The 14,876-nt window shown below is 33.9% G+C and carries 12 protein-coding genes; 11 read left to right on the forward strand and 1 reads right to left on the reverse strand.

The window, feature by feature from the left end:
* The first annotated feature begins 153 nt into the window (after positions 1-153).
* Positions 154-1,689: a YifB family Mg chelatase-like AAA ATPase gene (locus tag BW939_RS00125; RefSeq protein WP_076448607.1), complete on the forward strand. Its 1,536-nt coding sequence runs from the start codon at positions 154-156 to the stop codon at positions 1,687-1,689.
* A gap of 106 nt (positions 1,690-1,795) precedes the next feature.
* On the opposite strand, the gene BW939_RS00130 is transcribed toward BW939_RS00125, so the two are convergent.
* Positions 1,796-3,994, reverse strand: a complete 2,199-nt coding sequence (locus BW939_RS00130; RefSeq protein ID WP_076448608.1) for a S46 family peptidase — start codon at positions 3,992-3,994, stop codon at positions 1,796-1,798.
* 85 nt (positions 3,995-4,079) lie between these two features.
* On the opposite strand from BW939_RS00130, the gene BW939_RS00135 reads away from it, so the two are divergent.
* From BW939_RS00135 to BW939_RS00185, 10 genes are all read left to right on the forward strand, one after another.
* Positions 4,080-4,514 carry an META domain-containing protein gene (locus BW939_RS00135; RefSeq protein WP_076448609.1) on the forward strand — a complete coding sequence of 145 codons (435 nt, stop codon included), beginning with the start codon at positions 4,080-4,082 and terminating at the stop codon, positions 4,512-4,514.
* Between the two features lie 784 nt (positions 4,515-5,298).
* The gene (gene hflX / locus BW939_RS00145; protein WP_076448613.1) at positions 5,299-6,516 is read left to right on the forward strand and encodes a GTPase HflX; all 1,218 of its coding nucleotides are present in this window, start codon (positions 5,299-5,301) and stop codon (positions 6,514-6,516) included.
* A 2-nt stretch (positions 6,517-6,518) separates the two neighbouring features.
* Positions 6,519-7,136 (forward strand): DUF4919 domain-containing protein, encoded by a 618-nt coding sequence (locus BW939_RS00150; RefSeq protein WP_076450047.1) that lies wholly within the window; start codon positions 6,519-6,521, stop codon positions 7,134-7,136.
* 24 nt (positions 7,137-7,160) lie between these two features.
* Positions 7,161-8,444: a cation:proton antiporter gene (locus tag BW939_RS00155; RefSeq protein ID WP_076448615.1), complete on the forward strand. Its 1,284-nt coding sequence runs from the start codon at positions 7,161-7,163 to the stop codon at positions 8,442-8,444.
* Positions 8,445-8,454: 10 nt separating this feature from the next.
* Positions 8,455-9,165 carry a DNA alkylation repair protein gene (locus BW939_RS00160; protein ID WP_076448618.1) on the forward strand — a complete coding sequence of 237 codons (711 nt, stop codon included), beginning with the start codon at positions 8,455-8,457 and terminating at the stop codon, positions 9,163-9,165.
* Positions 9,166-9,186: 21 nt separating this feature from the next.
* On the forward strand, positions 9,187-9,849 hold the full coding sequence (locus tag BW939_RS00165; protein WP_076448620.1) for a hypothetical protein: 663 nt from the start codon (positions 9,187-9,189) through the stop codon (positions 9,847-9,849).
* Between the two features lie 12 nt (positions 9,850-9,861).
* Complete coding sequence (locus BW939_RS00170) at positions 9,862-11,970, forward strand: hypothetical protein (protein ID WP_076448622.1); 2,109 nt, start codon at positions 9,862-9,864, stop codon at positions 11,968-11,970.
* Entirely contained in the window at positions 11,971-13,194 is a 1,224-nt protein-coding gene (locus BW939_RS00175) for a hypothetical protein (protein WP_076448624.1), read from the forward strand.
* Between the two features lie 196 nt (positions 13,195-13,390).
* Positions 13,391-13,729, forward strand: a complete 339-nt coding sequence (locus tag BW939_RS00180; protein ID WP_076448626.1) for a DUF6122 family protein — start codon at positions 13,391-13,393, stop codon at positions 13,727-13,729.
* Between the two features lie 64 nt (positions 13,730-13,793).
* Positions 13,794-14,864, forward strand: coding sequence for a calcium:cation antiporter (locus BW939_RS00185; protein WP_076448629.1), 1,071 nt, complete (start codon positions 13,794-13,796; stop codon positions 14,862-14,864).
* Positions 14,865-14,876: the final 12 nt, after the last annotated feature.

Consider the following 14,876-nt stretch of genomic DNA (forward strand, 5'->3'; position numbering starts at 1 on the left):
CGTTTACTTTAATTCTCATTTGCTTTCTATTAGAATAAAAAAAAAGAGAATTGACTTTGATATTTCTCAATAAAGATAGAAGTATTAAAATTTAAATCTAAAAACTTTGATGATTTGCTTTAAAATTTTTAAATTTACTTAAAACACAAAGCAATGCTGATCAAAATATACGGAAGTGCCATCTTCGGAGTTTCTGCACAAACCATTACCATTGAAGTTAATATTGATACCGGCGGTGTAGGCTACCATCTCGTAGGTCTACCCGACAATGCCATCAAAGAAAGCAGTTATAGAATTTCTGCTGCGCTGAAAAATGTGGGTTTCAAAATACCTGGAAAGAAAATCACGATAAACATGGCTCCTGCAGATCTCAGAAAAGAAGGTGCTGCGTATGATCTGAGCATTGCAATGGGGATTTTAGTGGCTTCAGACCAAATAGTAGCAGAAAACATTCAAGATTATATCATCATGGGCGAACTTTCTTTAGATGGAAGTCTGCAACCTATTAAAGGAGTTCTGCCGATTGCTATTCAAGCTCGTGAAGAAGGTTTTAAAGGAATTATTTTACCTAAGCAAAATACCCGAGAAGCGGCTATTGTTAATAATTTGGATGTCTACGGAGTTGAAAACATTAAAGAAGTTATTGACTTTTTTAATGAAGGAACACCCATCCAGAAGGTAGTTTTAGATACCCGGAAAGAATTTCAGGATAAAATTAACAGTTTTCCTTTTGATTTTTCTGAGGTAAAAGGCCAGCAAACTGCCAAAAGAGCAATGGAAGTTGCTGCAGCAGGCGGACACAATATTATCCTCATCGGCCCACCTGGCAGCGGAAAAACCATGCTCGCCAAAAGAGTTCCTAGTATTTTGCCACCACTTACTTTAAAGGAAGCTTTAGAAACCACAAAAATTCATTCTGTAGCAGGAAAAATGGGTACGGAAACTTCTTTAATGACAACACGTCCTTTTCGCAGTCCGCACCATACAATTTCAGATGTAGCACTTGTTGGCGGCGGGAGTTATCCTCAACCTGGAGAAATTTCTCTGGCTCACAACGGTGTTTTGTTTCTAGACGAAATGCCGGAATTCAAAAGAACGGTTTTAGAAGTAATGAGACAACCTTTGGAAGATCGTGAAGTAACGATTTCAAGAGCTCGATTTACTGTAAATTATCCTTCGAGCTTTATGTTGGTTGCTTCAATGAACCCCAGTCCAAGTGGATACTTCCCCGACGATCCACAAAATACATCGTCTGTTTTGGAAATGCAAAGGTATATGAATAAGCTTTCGGGACCACTTTTAGACCGAATTGACATTCATGTTGAGGTGCAAAAAGTAGAGTTTGAACAATTGGCTGAAAAGAAAAAAGGCGAAAACAGTGAAGATATTAGAAAGCGTGTTTTGATAGCTCGTGAGATTCAGAATGAGCGATATAAAGATTTGGCCATCAGCTACAATGCTCAAATTGGATCCCGAGAATTGGAAAAGTTTTGTGAATTGGATGAAGCATCTTTTAACCTCATCAAAATGGCAATGGAAAAACTGAATCTTTCTGCAAGAGCTTATGACAGAATTTTAAAAGTTGCCCGAACGATTGCTGATCTTGAGGAATCTGATAACATCGAATCTCATCATATTTCTGAAGCCATACAGTACAGAAGTCTTGATCGGGAGTTTTGGAATGTTTGATAGACTTGGTGAGTAATGGAGAACTTATTAAATAAGCTCTTAAAAATTAAGTAAAAAAAAACCGCAGAATAAATTCTACGGTTTTAAAATATTTTTTTTAGAAAAATTATTTTTTCTTTTTTGCAGGAGCTGTGGTTGATACTTTAGACTTACCTGTATCTGCAGGAGTATTTTCGTCTTTAATTAATTTCAACTCGTCTACAATTCTTCTTGCACCAGCAAATTTATCGATCGTCCAAAGTACAAAACGAACATCTACGCTAATGGTTTTTTGAGAATCTTTTTCGAAAACGATATCTCCACTTAAAGCTTCGCTGTTACCATCGAATGCGATACCGATTAAATTACCATCGCCATCAATTACCGGGGAACCAGAGTTTCCTCCTGTAATATCGTTGTTTGAAAGGAAGTTTACAGGCAAATACCCCGCTTTGTCAGCATACATTCCGTAATCTTTAGCTCCTTGAAGCGCTAATACTCTTTGCGGAAGATCAAACTCTTCGTCATTCGGCTTGAATTTCCCTACTAAACCTTCCATAGTAGTATAGTAGTTATCTGTAACACCAAAATAGTTTCTGTCTTCTCTCACAGGTAATGTATCGATTTGCCCGTAAGTAAGTCTCATTGTAGAATTGGCATCTGGATAGAATTTTTTCTCAGGAACTGCCTTCATTAATCCTGCAAGGAAAAGTCTGTTGTTTTTTGCAAAATTCTCATCAACTTTCACAAATCTCTCAGACTGCACTTTTTGGTCTGCCATTATTCCTTTTGCAATTTTCAATAAAGGATCTGCATCTAATTTCAAACGATCAGGATTTTGTAAGAAATTGGTTACCGAAGTTTTATTGGCAAAAATGGAAGAGAACGCAATTGAAGAAAGATTTTTAGCATCAAGACCCATCAATGTTGGTAAAGCTACATCTGCATTTACCTTAGATTGATAAAGATTTACCATAGAATTCATCATTTCACCTTCCAATTCAGGATTGATGCTTTCGTACGTTTGCTTGATGGCATCTTCTAATTTTGCTTTCATAGCAAGTCTACCAGCCATATCTTGTGTAGCATAAGTATTTAATAAGCTTGAAAGCTGTAGAGCTATGGTAAAATACTTAGAATTTCTTGTTAAAAGAGAAGCATAATTTCTTTCTACACTTCTATTGGTCGTTTGTTTGTAGTAGATTTTGATATCATCTAAAATCCCGTCATACATAGAATTTGCATCTTGAGAAGCCCAATTTCTGAATGTACTTTCAAGATTTTGCTTGTCTGCTATTGTTCCGTTTTTGATTACCGCATCAATGGTACCTTGTCTGTTTTTCCAATAGTTGGCTACTGAAGCATATTGTGAAGCGTATGCCAATTGAGTGGTTTTCTCTTTGTCCATATACTTTTTCATCACATCCATCACCAATTTTGAAGCTTCAACCCAAGCCGGATAATCTTTGCTTACCATCTGCTCAATTCCGTATGAAGTCAGGTAACGGTTGGTTCTACCTGGATAACCCAAAATCATAGAAAAATCACCAGGTTTAATTCCTTTTAAAGAAACTGGAAGCGAATGCTTAGGCTTCAAAGGAACGTTGGAAGGAGAAAACTCTGCAGGGTTTCCGGCAGCATCAGCATAAACTCTGAAAACCGTGAAGTCTGCAGTATGCCTTGGCCATTCCCAATTGTCTGTATCGCCACCAAATTTTCCTAATGATGATGGTGGTGCACCTACCAATCTAATGTCTTTATAATCTTGGTATACGAAATAGTAAAATTCGTTTCCGTTGAAGAAATCTTTTACCACAACCGTATATTTACCGTTTTCTGAATTTTCTGTCTGTATAGCTTTGGTTTCCGCATCAATTACCGCTTTTCTTTCGGCACCAGACATATTGTTGTTGAGTTTTGAATTGATTCTTTGCGTAGCATCGTCCATTCTTACCAAAAATCTTACGTAAAGATCTTTTGCATTAAACTCGTCTTTGTCTTTCATTGCCCAGAAACCATTTTTCAGGTAATCTTTTGAAGGGGTTGACGCTGCCGCCACTGCTCCGTAACCGCAATGGTGGTTTGTAAAAATAAGACCTCTATCTGAAACAATCTCTCCTGTACAAAATCCTCCGAAGCTTACGATAGCATCTTTTAGACTTGAATTGTTTACAGAATAAATCTCTTCTGGAGTAAGATGAAGACCTTCTTTCTGCATGTCTACACCATTAAGTCTCTTAACGAGCATCAGAAGCCACATTCCTTCATCTGCCCTCATCTGAGCGAAACTCAGTAAAAAAGTGAATAGTAATAGTATTCTTTTCATTTTCTAAATAATTTTTGTGTGGCTAAATTACTAATTTTTACTTTATTTTAAGTTTAAATGGTACGAAAATGGAGAGATAAAACGAATGAAAAAGGCAATATCAATATTTTTCGGCTTTTTGTGTTTAGCATTAGTGGTAAATTGCTCTGCAGTGGGGGTTCAAAATAGAGAAATTCAAAGACAGTGGATGATGATTTCATTTAAAAATTTCACCAAAGAACAATTGGTAAAAAGCAAATCTGAAATAAACCTAACCTCAGCAATAAAAGATGGAAAAATTCAAGGTACGGCTTTTATGGGTTGCAACAGAATGTTTTTCACAGCAGAAATTAAATCTAAAAACAAAATAGAATTTTCCGGAATTGGTTCTACTTTAATGGCTTGTGAAAATATGAAACTGGAAGATGAATTTTCTAAAGAATTAAAAAAAATGAAAAACTACACGGTGGAAGGTCATTTTTTAACTGTAACTGACAATAAAGGAAGCATAATGAGGTTTATTGCAGCAGATTGGGACTGATTTTTATAAATTTAAATCCAAAACTAAGCTAATTAAAAAAAACATATTTCCTTATAGTAAGCCATTATTATTTTAAAATACAATTAAGAAGTTAATTAAACGTATACTTAAGACAATTTTCTCATCCCTATCATTTATTATATAGACATAAAAGCTTGCTTACATTTAGCTTTTCAATTATTTTTAAACAGACTCTCCATGTTTTATCATGTAAAGACCAATATAAAAATACTGTTTGCCATTATTTAAAATCATCAAATTCCGAACAAAAAACTGCTTGATGCATCTACTTTCTAAAAAGGACAAACATTTCCTTTTTGAAGCAAATTTCATATAAAATCTGAAATATAGAATTGCAGACAAGCGCATTTTTAAAATTTTTCCGCAGTTCAATACCATTTAGTCAAAGAAAATTAATTCCTAAAATAAAAAGACCTACCTCCAAAGTTTATGAAAATTTTTTCTTCAGAATAAAAAAAACAAAAAATCCCTAAGTTTTTAAATATCAAATTTATAAAGTTAAAAAAATCAACCGCTTTCCGTTAACCTTTCTTTAAACATAGGTAGTCTGAATAGATCTAAGTGAAAAGAACATAAATATTAAAAAAATAAACAATAAGCTAAGAGAATTCTATTTAAAACAAACCGATTTTGTTTAAATTCCGATACTAGTTTTAGAAAAAGATCCTTTTTTAACTTGTTAAAACCTTATTCACGCAGACTTTTGTTGTATTTTCAGATAAAAAATGTTATCTTGTAAATCTTATAAATTATACAAAATTTAATGTTAGAAAAGAAACAACACAATTACGAAAAGGCAGTTTTGGTGGGCGTTGTCACTCAAAATCAAGACGAAGAGAAGTTGCAGGAATATATGGATGAGCTAGAGTTTTTAGCTTTCACGGCGGGCGCTACTATAGACAAACGCTTTACTCAAAAACTCACTCAACCCGATTCCAAAACATTTGTAGGAAGTGGAAAAGCCCAAGAGATAAAAGAATACGTAAAAGAAAATGGGATTGGAACTATTATTTTTGATGATGAACTGTCTCCTTCGCAACTCAAAAACCTTGAAAAAGAAATTGAGGTTAAAATTCTTGACCGCACCAATCTTATTCTTGATATTTTTGCACAAAGAGCACAAACTTCTTATGCAAGAACTCAAGTAGAGTTGGCACAATACCAATATCTTCTTCCTAGATTAACCAGAATGTGGACCCATCTTGAACGCCAGAAAGGAGGAATAGGGATGCGTGGACCCGGTGAAACGGAAATAGAAACCGACAGAAGAATCATCCGAGATAGAATATCTTTATTGAAAGACAAGCTGAAAACCATTGACAGACAAATGGCAACCCAGCGAACCAATCGTGGAAAAGTAGTACGTGCTGCTCTGGTGGGATACACCAATGTGGGTAAATCTACCTTGATGAATGCGATATCTAAATCTGATGTTTTTGCTGAAAATAAACTCTTTGCAACACTTGATACAACAGTAAGAAAAGTAGTTATCGGAAACTTGCCATTCCTTTTAACCGACACGGTAGGGTTTATCAGAAAATTACCTACGCAACTGGTAGAGTCTTTCAAATCTACTTTGGACGAGGTGAGAGAGGCAGATTTGCTGATTCATGTTGTCGATATTTCGCATGAAAGTTTTGAAGATCACATAGAATCGGTAAATCAAATTTTAATGGAAATTAATGCTCATCAAAAACCGATGATCATGGTTTTTAATAAAATTGACGATTTCAGCTACGAAAAGAAGGACGAAGACGATCTTACACCTGCTTCAAAGAAAAATATATCGCTAGAAGAATGGACGAAAACGTGGATGGCTAAATCTAAATATCCTACAGTTTTTATTTCAGCTTTAACGAAAGAAAACTTCCCAGAAATGAAAAGAATGATCTACGATGAGGTAATGAAAATTCATATTTCGAGATTTCCATACAACGATTTTCTTTTTGAATATTTCGACAACGACGACGAAAACAATTGATGATGAAAAAATGTCTTTTTTTTGTAATGTTATTGATTGGAGGATTTTTTTATGCTCAAAAAACGCCACCCAACCTAAAAGTTATCAAAAAAAATCTTGAAAACAAGAAATCTGAATTTAATTTTGAGAAACTAATTTTCAAATACAAAGGGCTTCCTAAATCTTTAGACAACATGGAGGCTCAGCATTTGTACTACGGCAGAAATTTCCAGAAAACGGTTTCTACTTCAAGTACAGAATTCAAAAATCTTGCTGATGCCTTTAAAGATAAAGATGTAGATGAAACTATCAATCTCGCAAAAGAGGTCTATGGTAAAGACCCTACCAATCTTGATGTTTTGTTGATTTTACTTCGGGGCTACGATACAAAAAAAGACATTTCAAACTTTTCCCATCACATGAATCAACTAAAAAGCCTTACCGATGCAATAAAAAACTCGGGAGACGGCAAATCTGACAAAACAGCATACGTTGTGAATTCTGTTGGTGACGAATATATCCTTCTCAATATGCTCAACATCGGGCAAGATTACAATCGCGGTTCGCAATCTGCCAACGGTGCAATGTATGATGTTTGGCAAAAGGGGGAAGAAAAACTCTATATAAAAGTACTTTACTAAGGCTTTTAAACATAAAATTTTTTAATGGAATTATATTATTCATTTTCAGCACTTATCGTTTTAGCATCTATATTCGCCTACATCAATTACAGGTTTTTAAAGCTTCCGAGCACCATCGGAATTATGGTCATTGCCATTATGGTTTCTATCATTTTGGTTTTATTTGGCGAAAGCTTCCTCCCAAAAACATTCGGCCATTTGAATAATTTAATGAAAAGCATCGATTTTACAGAAGTTTTAATGGGTGCCATGCTGAATTTCCTTCTCTTTGCAGGAGGCATCCACATTAACATCAATGACCTGAAGGAACAGTTTCGGCCAGTTTTGATATTTTCTACTGCCGGAGTTATTATTTCAACTTTTATAGTAGGATTTGGCATGTTTTACCTGCTGCCTTTGGTGGGGCTAAAAATACCCTTTATTTACTGCCTAGTTTTCGGAGCATTGATTTCTCCTACAGATCCCGTTGCCGTACTAAGTGTACTAAAACAAGCCAATATTTCAAAATCGCTTGAAACAAAAATTGCAGGAGAATCACTGTTTAATGATGGTATGGCGGTTGTGGTCTTTACTGTCGTATTACAATTGGCAGTAGGCAGTGAAGTAGATTTAGGCATAGAAAATATCACCATACTATTGGCGAAAGAAGCAGGTGGAGGTTTGCTTTTGGGCGTAGTTTTAGGTTGGGTTACCTCCAGATTAATGCGTGAGGTTGATGATTACATTATTTCCGTTTTGGTGACACTTGCCGTTGTGATGGGAGGCTATCTTGTTGCAAGACAAATGCATGTATCTGGGCCTTTAACGATGGTTGCTGCGGGATTATTTATGGGCAATTTCAATGTTCGCTTTAAAATGAAATCTATCACACAAGATTACCTCATTAAATTTTGGGAATTAATTGATGAAATCCTGAATGCTGTATTATTCCTTTTCATCGGGTTTGAATTGCTTATGATAAAAGATTTAAACCATTACGTAATTCCTGGCTTGATAGCTATTGCAGTAGTGCTTGTAGCGAGATTTATTTCGATTTGGGGACCTACTAAATTTATGTCTTTCAAAACAAGATTTAGCCCGCAAACGATAAAAGTTTTATTTTGGGGTGGAATTCGTGGTGGTGTTTCTATCGCCTTAGCGATGTCTATCCCGAAAGGCGAATACAGCAATGCTATTTTAAGTATTACTTATTGCGTTGTGGTTTTTTCAATTATTGTACAAGGGCTTACAATTGCGAAAGTTGCCAATCCGAAACAGATAGAAGAGGAAGAAAAAAACATAGAAATCATTAGCACAGACAAAAAATAGAGGCAAAATAATGATAAAAGATATAAAAAACGCACTTGCCGAACTTTCTATTCCAGAAAAAGCCGCTTTTTTACCTAAATTTTTCAAAACGGGAAAAGGAGAATATGGCGAGGGCGACTTATTCTTAGGTGTGAAAGTTCCAGACCAGCGAGCGGTAGCAAAAGAATTTTATGCAAAAATCTCTTTACCTGAAATTGGCGAGCTGCTGTCTTCACAATACCATGAGCATCGTCTGACTGCACTTTTCATGCTGATTTCTAAATTTGAAAAAACAAAAAACACCTCTTTAAAAGACCAAATTGCTCTATTTTATCTAAATAATCTTAAAGGTATCAACAATTGGGATCTTGTAGACAGCAGCTGTTACAAAATTTTGGGTCGTTATGCATTTGAAAATCAAAAAGAAGACTTGCTCATAGTACTTTCTGAGTCTGAAGATTTATGGCACAAAAGAATTGCTGTTGTAAGTACAATGCATTACCTAAAAAAAAGTAATTTTGAACTGACAAAAAAAATCGTTTTGAGAAACCTTTCTCACAGTCATGACCTTATGCACAAAGCAAATGGGTGGCTTTTGCGGGAAATGGGAAACAAAAACGAAACCGAATTAATAGATTTTCTAAATGCTCACTACAAAAAAATGCCTCGTACAAGCCTTCGGTATGCGATTGAAAAGCTAGATGAAAATGTAAGACAAGATTATTTAAAAGGAAAAATTTAAACTAAAAATACAGATCATATTATGAAATCAAAATACTTTCTGTTTCTCATCCCATTGTTGTTTCTGACAAGCTGTTTTGATATTTTAGACAAAGTAAACATCAAAGCCGATGGAAGTGGAGATTACACTTTGATTCTAAACGCCAGCAAAAGCAAAACAAGAATCGCTTCTCTCTCAAAAATGGAAACCGTGAATGGTAAAAAAATTCCAAAAAAATCTGAAATTGAAGCTAAAATCAATCAAGCAGCACATATTTTCAAATCTACTCCAGGGATATCAAATGTGAAAACTTCGATGGATTTTGATAATTATATCATTAAATTAAGTTGCAGCTTCAAAAAAATAGAAAACATCAACGCCGGCCTTGAGAATTTAAAAGCAAAAAAAATCTTAGGGAAAATGATTCCTACCAATATGTACAATCAAAATATTGAGAAAAAAATATTTACAAGAAATAAAATCAACACCTTCAAAGAAGATTACAACAAACTGACAGCAGCAGACAAAGAAGTTTTTGCCACTGCAAAATACGTATCTGTAATGCAGTTTGAAAATGCAATTAAATCTCAAAGCAACAGTGTTTACCTTCTTTCACCAAACAAAAAAGCATTGAAGCTAGAGGGTAATATTCTTGATTTTATTCTTCAGAAAAAACAACTTCAAAACAATATCCTATTCCAATAAACCATCAACTTCATGAAAAAATATTTAATAAAAACACAGAAAATCTTCCTCCTTCTCTTCGCTTTTGGATTTATAGGCGCACAGCAGAGCTCTAAATTACCTAAAGACGCTCTTTTTTACATGGAAATCAACGGGAAACATCTCAATAACAAGATTAATTGGGCAAAGGTAAATCCGTTTTTTAAAGAGCTTTCTAAAGATGATGATAAAAAAACTGCGTCTTGGAATGACTACTCTAAAACGGGAATAAAATACGATGAAACACAATACCATTACGCTTCAGCGAATGATTCTATTTATGCTTACACCACTTATTTTACTTTAGACAACAATCAAAAATTTACAGAATTCATCAATTCTATAAAGAAAAAAGGCCAAGAAGTAACCAAAAAAAATAATTACGAATATGTTGACATAGACGATAATATTTTTGTAGCATGGAATGACAAAAAGGCGGTTCTGAAAATGATGAACTACAACAAACCGTATGAATATGAAACCTATTCAGACAGTGCCGTAGCCGTTGTAGATAGCACAACTGTGGCCACAGTGGATAGCGTAGCCGTAGCAGATGATTATGAAATTGAAGAAGAAAGACCTTTCGATTACAAAGAGGAAATCGCAAATCTGAAAGAAGAGATTGCGTATATGAAACAAAACATCAAAGATTACAATGCAGAGATCCTAAAAACTCAAAAAGACATTAAATATCTAGAAAAACACCATAAATATCCTGAAGAAAAGGTTACTAAAGAACCAATTAGAGACACTACCTACACAGAAAGTGATGAAGAGGAAGTTCCACCACCGCCACCCGTAGGACCACGCAAACAGGGCGAAGAGGAGGATGAAGATGAGACTGAAGTGTATGATTACGAAGCTGAAGCCGCTATTGATTCTGCTTACTATAAAGAAATGGACTCTCTAAATATTGAGAAATTTAAAATGGTGAAAAATTTTGCAGAAGCAGACTTCGACAAATATTTCAATTCAAATTTTGAGCTTGAAGTTTCTAAGGATGTTTTGAATTTCAGAGATGCCAATTCTGATGTATTTATTTACACAGATTACGCGAAAATTTTCGGACTACAATCTTACAAAAGCCTTTACAGAAATTTTGATTTTGACCAGATTTTAGGAAAAATGTATAATTCTAATTCATCCTACAATCTCTATTTTGATGATGACAAGGTACGATTAATCAACAATTACCAACACAAAAACAGCGACATAAACAATGGTTTCTCTGCACTCTATAAAGGAAAAAAGAACAAAAAACTAACAGCCCTTATAAACGACAAAAGCATCGGATATTATGCACTGAACATTAATGGCTATAAGTATTTTGACCTTATCTACACCTTATTTGAGAATACCGGTGATGGAAATTATCAGAAAGAAATTAAACTGATGATGGAAACCATAAAAATAGTTTTAGACGAAGAAGCTATTTCAAAAATAGCTCCTGGAAACGGAATTTTTGTTTTGAATGAATTGAAATCTAAAAAAGTAGAGTACACAGATTACGAGTACGACGAAGATTACAACGAAAAGGAAATTAAAAAAACCAAAGATGTTACGGTTCCTGATTTTACATTCGCATTCGCTACAGAAAACGAAAAATATTGGATCCGAATTTTTGATATGCTTATTTCTAATAAAGACATAGGGAAAAACTTCATCAAAGAAGGCGATTTCTATAGATTTAAGGAAGGCACAAATCAAGGACCCGTTGATCAATTGTATTTTACCGTAAAAGACGGAATTGTTTATCTTACAACTGCAAAAGAAAACATCAACCCAAAAACCCAGTCTGAAATTTCAAAAAAATGGATGAAAGATTCTGAAAAATACCCAGTATCAGGAAGATTAAACCTTCAAAAATTACTCATTGGTATTGACCAAGAATTCAAAGATTCTTCTGAGATAAAACTTCTAAATCTGATGAAAAAAAATGCAGGTGAATTTAATTACAAAAGTGAAATAAAAAGCAACAGCATACAGACAGAGATTGATTATAACATTAAAACTTCTGCAGAAAACAGCTTGATGTATTTCTTTGATTTAATTGATGAAATCTACAAAATAACAGATTCTGAGAAGAAAAATCATACTTTATAAATGAAGAAAAAATGGTTCCTTTTTTCAATGGCAATCATTGCCCTTCTGGCGATATATTTTGGGCTTTATTACAAAAATAAAGAACTGAAATATATCCCAGACAGTGCAGATGCAGTTGTTTTGATTGATGTGAAAAATTTCACAAGAAAATATTTATTTGAAACACTCACACATCCATCAGCTTGGTTTAAGGACAATAAAAAGAAAGACAAAATTTCTTGGAGAGATGCTGGAATTAAAATACCAGATTTCGTGCAATTATTTCATCTCAAAAACGAAAGTTTTTATAATTGGAATACCGTATTAGAAATTAAAAACAAAGAAGAGTTTCTACTATTTCTTAAAAAAAATGGCTTTCAAAATAAAAGACATAATATCTACAGTAACGGAAATTTTAGCTTAAAAATAAGCGGAGAAATCTGCATTATCGGCACATCAGAAAAAAATCTTTCACATATAGAAAATTCTTTACAATCTACCAAAAACTTCATCAATACAGACGATTTTATGACTGAAGGTATTGGCAGTTTAGGTATTATTAATAATAAAAAAATAGAAAAATATCCTATTACTCTGGAAGATAATTTTATTGAAATTTCGAACTTCGGTGATTCTAAACACGCAACATCTTTTCTATCTAAAAACATAAACTCTACAGAATTTGCTACGGCACAGCTTGATCAAAAAAACATTCAAATCATTACAAAAATTTTAAAAACTGATTTTTTATCTCATAAGAAAATCAACGCTATTGAAGCTAATGTAGATTTAAAACAAGTTACAGATACTATAGTTAGTTATGATTACGACGATAATTTTAATGAAATTGAAAAGATCAGTTATCAAAAAATTGTTCAGCCGCAGTACTTTATTCAAATTAATACAAAAAACAAAGAAGATCTGTGGACTTATTTTGAACAAAAGAAATACATCAATAATCAGAATCAATTTAACGCAATTCCTTTTTCACCAAACAAAATTTCAAAAAATGAGACCGGAATTTTGATTCACTCTGATATTCATCCTAAAATAAAAAACAATTTTAAAGAGAACTTCATCCTTATAAAAAATAATCCCCTAATACTCTCGTCATTTAAAAGCGTAACCGCCTCTGGGCAAAAAAAAATAACGGATGCAGCATATCTTTTTTATTTAAATCAAGATAAAAATTTTTTTATAAGACTTGCGTTTAAACATCAAGAATTACCTTTAATTTTGAGGTAATTTACATTTAAAATCTGCATCTCTTTATTAATTTAATTCAACGACATTCAAAACAAATAATTGTGAATAGTGTTCGTTATCAAAAAGAAAGGTAGTTCAGCACGTTCAGTATAAACATCAAATTTAGTAAATAGATGAAAATCTTTACTGTAATGACAGATTGCGACCAATCATTAAATTTAAAAACCATTATCCGATGAATGCTGATCATCTTGCTCTAATAAAAACTTTTACACACTATTTTCTTCACCTCATTTTTCCTGCATTTATCGCATACCTTTTCTACAGAAAACAGTGGAAAAAGGCTTATTTCATTATGCTAGCGACATTATTGGTAGACATTGATCATTTGTTTGCCAATCCTATTTTCGATCCGGATAGAATGAGTATAGGTTTTCATTTTTTACATTCTTATCCTGCAATTGCGGTGTATTTTTTGATGCTATTTTTTAAAGGAAATTCCAGAATCATAGGAATCGGATTGCTATTTCACATGTTGACCGATTATCAAGATTTTGTACTTTGGCCACATTAATAGTTTATTAATATTTTCTTTTAAAATTTATTTTTCAATAGATTTTTTGTATTTTACAACTATTATGAAAATTAAAGAATTCATTCACTATACTTACATTTTTCCTGTACTGGCAGTAATCTATTACTTCGTTGGATTGATGGGAACTGGTGTAATCTTCGACATCATTGCCGGAATTTTATTAACAGGGAGTGTACTATCTGCTGTACACCACGCAGAAGTAGTAGCACATAAAGTAGGCGAACCCTACGGAACCATTATTCTTGCATTGTGTATTACCATCATAGAAGTTGCTTTGATTGTTTCGTTAATGGTGGCTGGGGGCAAACAAGCTATTACACTGGCAAGAGACACAATCTTTGCAGCTGTAATGATTATTCTGAACGGAATCATCGGTATATGTATATTGGTGGGTGGTGTAAAATATTTTGAACAATACTTTGCTCGTACATCGGCTACAACCTATTTGATTAGCATTGTTTCTATTTTGGTTATTACCTTAGTGCTTCCAAACTACACATCAAGCATCAATGGGCCTTACTATAATAACGCACAACTGATATTTGTTTCCATAGCCTGTTTAGTTATTTATGGCGTCTTTTTGATGGTGCAAACAGTAAGACACAGAAGCTATTTTGTTCCCGCAGACGGAAATGCTGAAGAACATTATACTCCCAATAAAACGCAGGCAATTATTAGTTTTGCTTTTTTAGTCATTTGTCTTATAATTGTGGTAATGCTAGCGAAAGGATTATCTGGATCCATTGAAGACATGGTACAAAGCATGGGTGCACCCAAATCTTTAGTTGGAGTTATTATTGCTGCGGTTATTTTACTTCCCGAAGGTGTTGCCGCAATTCGTGCAGCGAGAAATAATCAGATACAGTCGAGTTTAAATCTGGCTTTAGGATCAGCTTTGGCGAGTATCGGTTTGAGCATTCCTGCAATTTCTGCCGTGAGTATAATGTACGATATTCCGCTGGTTTTAGGTTTGGACAAGAAAGATATTATTCTTCTTACATTATCTGTGTTTATCGTGATGCTATCTCTAAGCAGGGGGAAAACGAATGTTCTGTACGGAACTGTGTTGCTGGTTAATTTAGCCGCTTACATTTTTACCGTAATTGTGCCGTAATAAGCCTAAATT

Origin of the sequence: Chryseobacterium piscicola (assembly GCF_900156685.1) — a bacterium.
GTDB classification, from domain to species: domain Bacteria; phylum Bacteroidota; class Bacteroidia; order Flavobacteriales; family Weeksellaceae; genus Chryseobacterium; species Chryseobacterium piscicola.

What these genes read in the sequence shown, in the direction of transcription:
- BW939_RS00125 (WP_076448607.1), top strand. Translation starts at nt 154, where the DNA reads ATGCTGATCAAAATATACGGAAGTGCCATCTTCGGAGTTTCTGCACAA.
- BW939_RS00130 (WP_076448608.1), bottom strand. Translation starts at nt 3,994, where the DNA reads ATGAAAAGAATACTATTACTATTCACTTTTTTACTGAGTTTCGCTCAG.
- BW939_RS00135 (WP_076448609.1), top strand. Translation starts at nt 4,080, where the DNA reads ATGAAAAAGGCAATATCAATATTTTTCGGCTTTTTGTGTTTAGCATTA.
- hflX (WP_076448613.1), top strand. Translation starts at nt 5,299, where the DNA reads ATGTTAGAAAAGAAACAACACAATTACGAAAAGGCAGTTTTGGTGGGC.
- BW939_RS00150 (WP_076450047.1), top strand. Translation starts at nt 6,519, where the DNA reads ATGAAAAAATGTCTTTTTTTTGTAATGTTATTGATTGGAGGATTTTTT.
- BW939_RS00155 (WP_076448615.1), top strand. Translation starts at nt 7,161, where the DNA reads ATGGAATTATATTATTCATTTTCAGCACTTATCGTTTTAGCATCTATA.
- BW939_RS00160 (WP_076448618.1), top strand. Translation starts at nt 8,455, where the DNA reads ATGATAAAAGATATAAAAAACGCACTTGCCGAACTTTCTATTCCAGAA.
- BW939_RS00165 (WP_076448620.1), top strand. Translation starts at nt 9,187, where the DNA reads ATGAAATCAAAATACTTTCTGTTTCTCATCCCATTGTTGTTTCTGACA.
- BW939_RS00170 (WP_076448622.1), top strand. Translation starts at nt 9,862, where the DNA reads ATGAAAAAATATTTAATAAAAACACAGAAAATCTTCCTCCTTCTCTTC.
- BW939_RS00175 (WP_076448624.1), top strand. Translation starts at nt 11,971, where the DNA reads ATGAAGAAAAAATGGTTCCTTTTTTCAATGGCAATCATTGCCCTTCTG.
- BW939_RS00180 (WP_076448626.1), top strand. Translation starts at nt 13,391, where the DNA reads ATGAATGCTGATCATCTTGCTCTAATAAAAACTTTTACACACTATTTT.
- BW939_RS00185 (WP_076448629.1), top strand. Translation starts at nt 13,794, where the DNA reads ATGAAAATTAAAGAATTCATTCACTATACTTACATTTTTCCTGTACTG.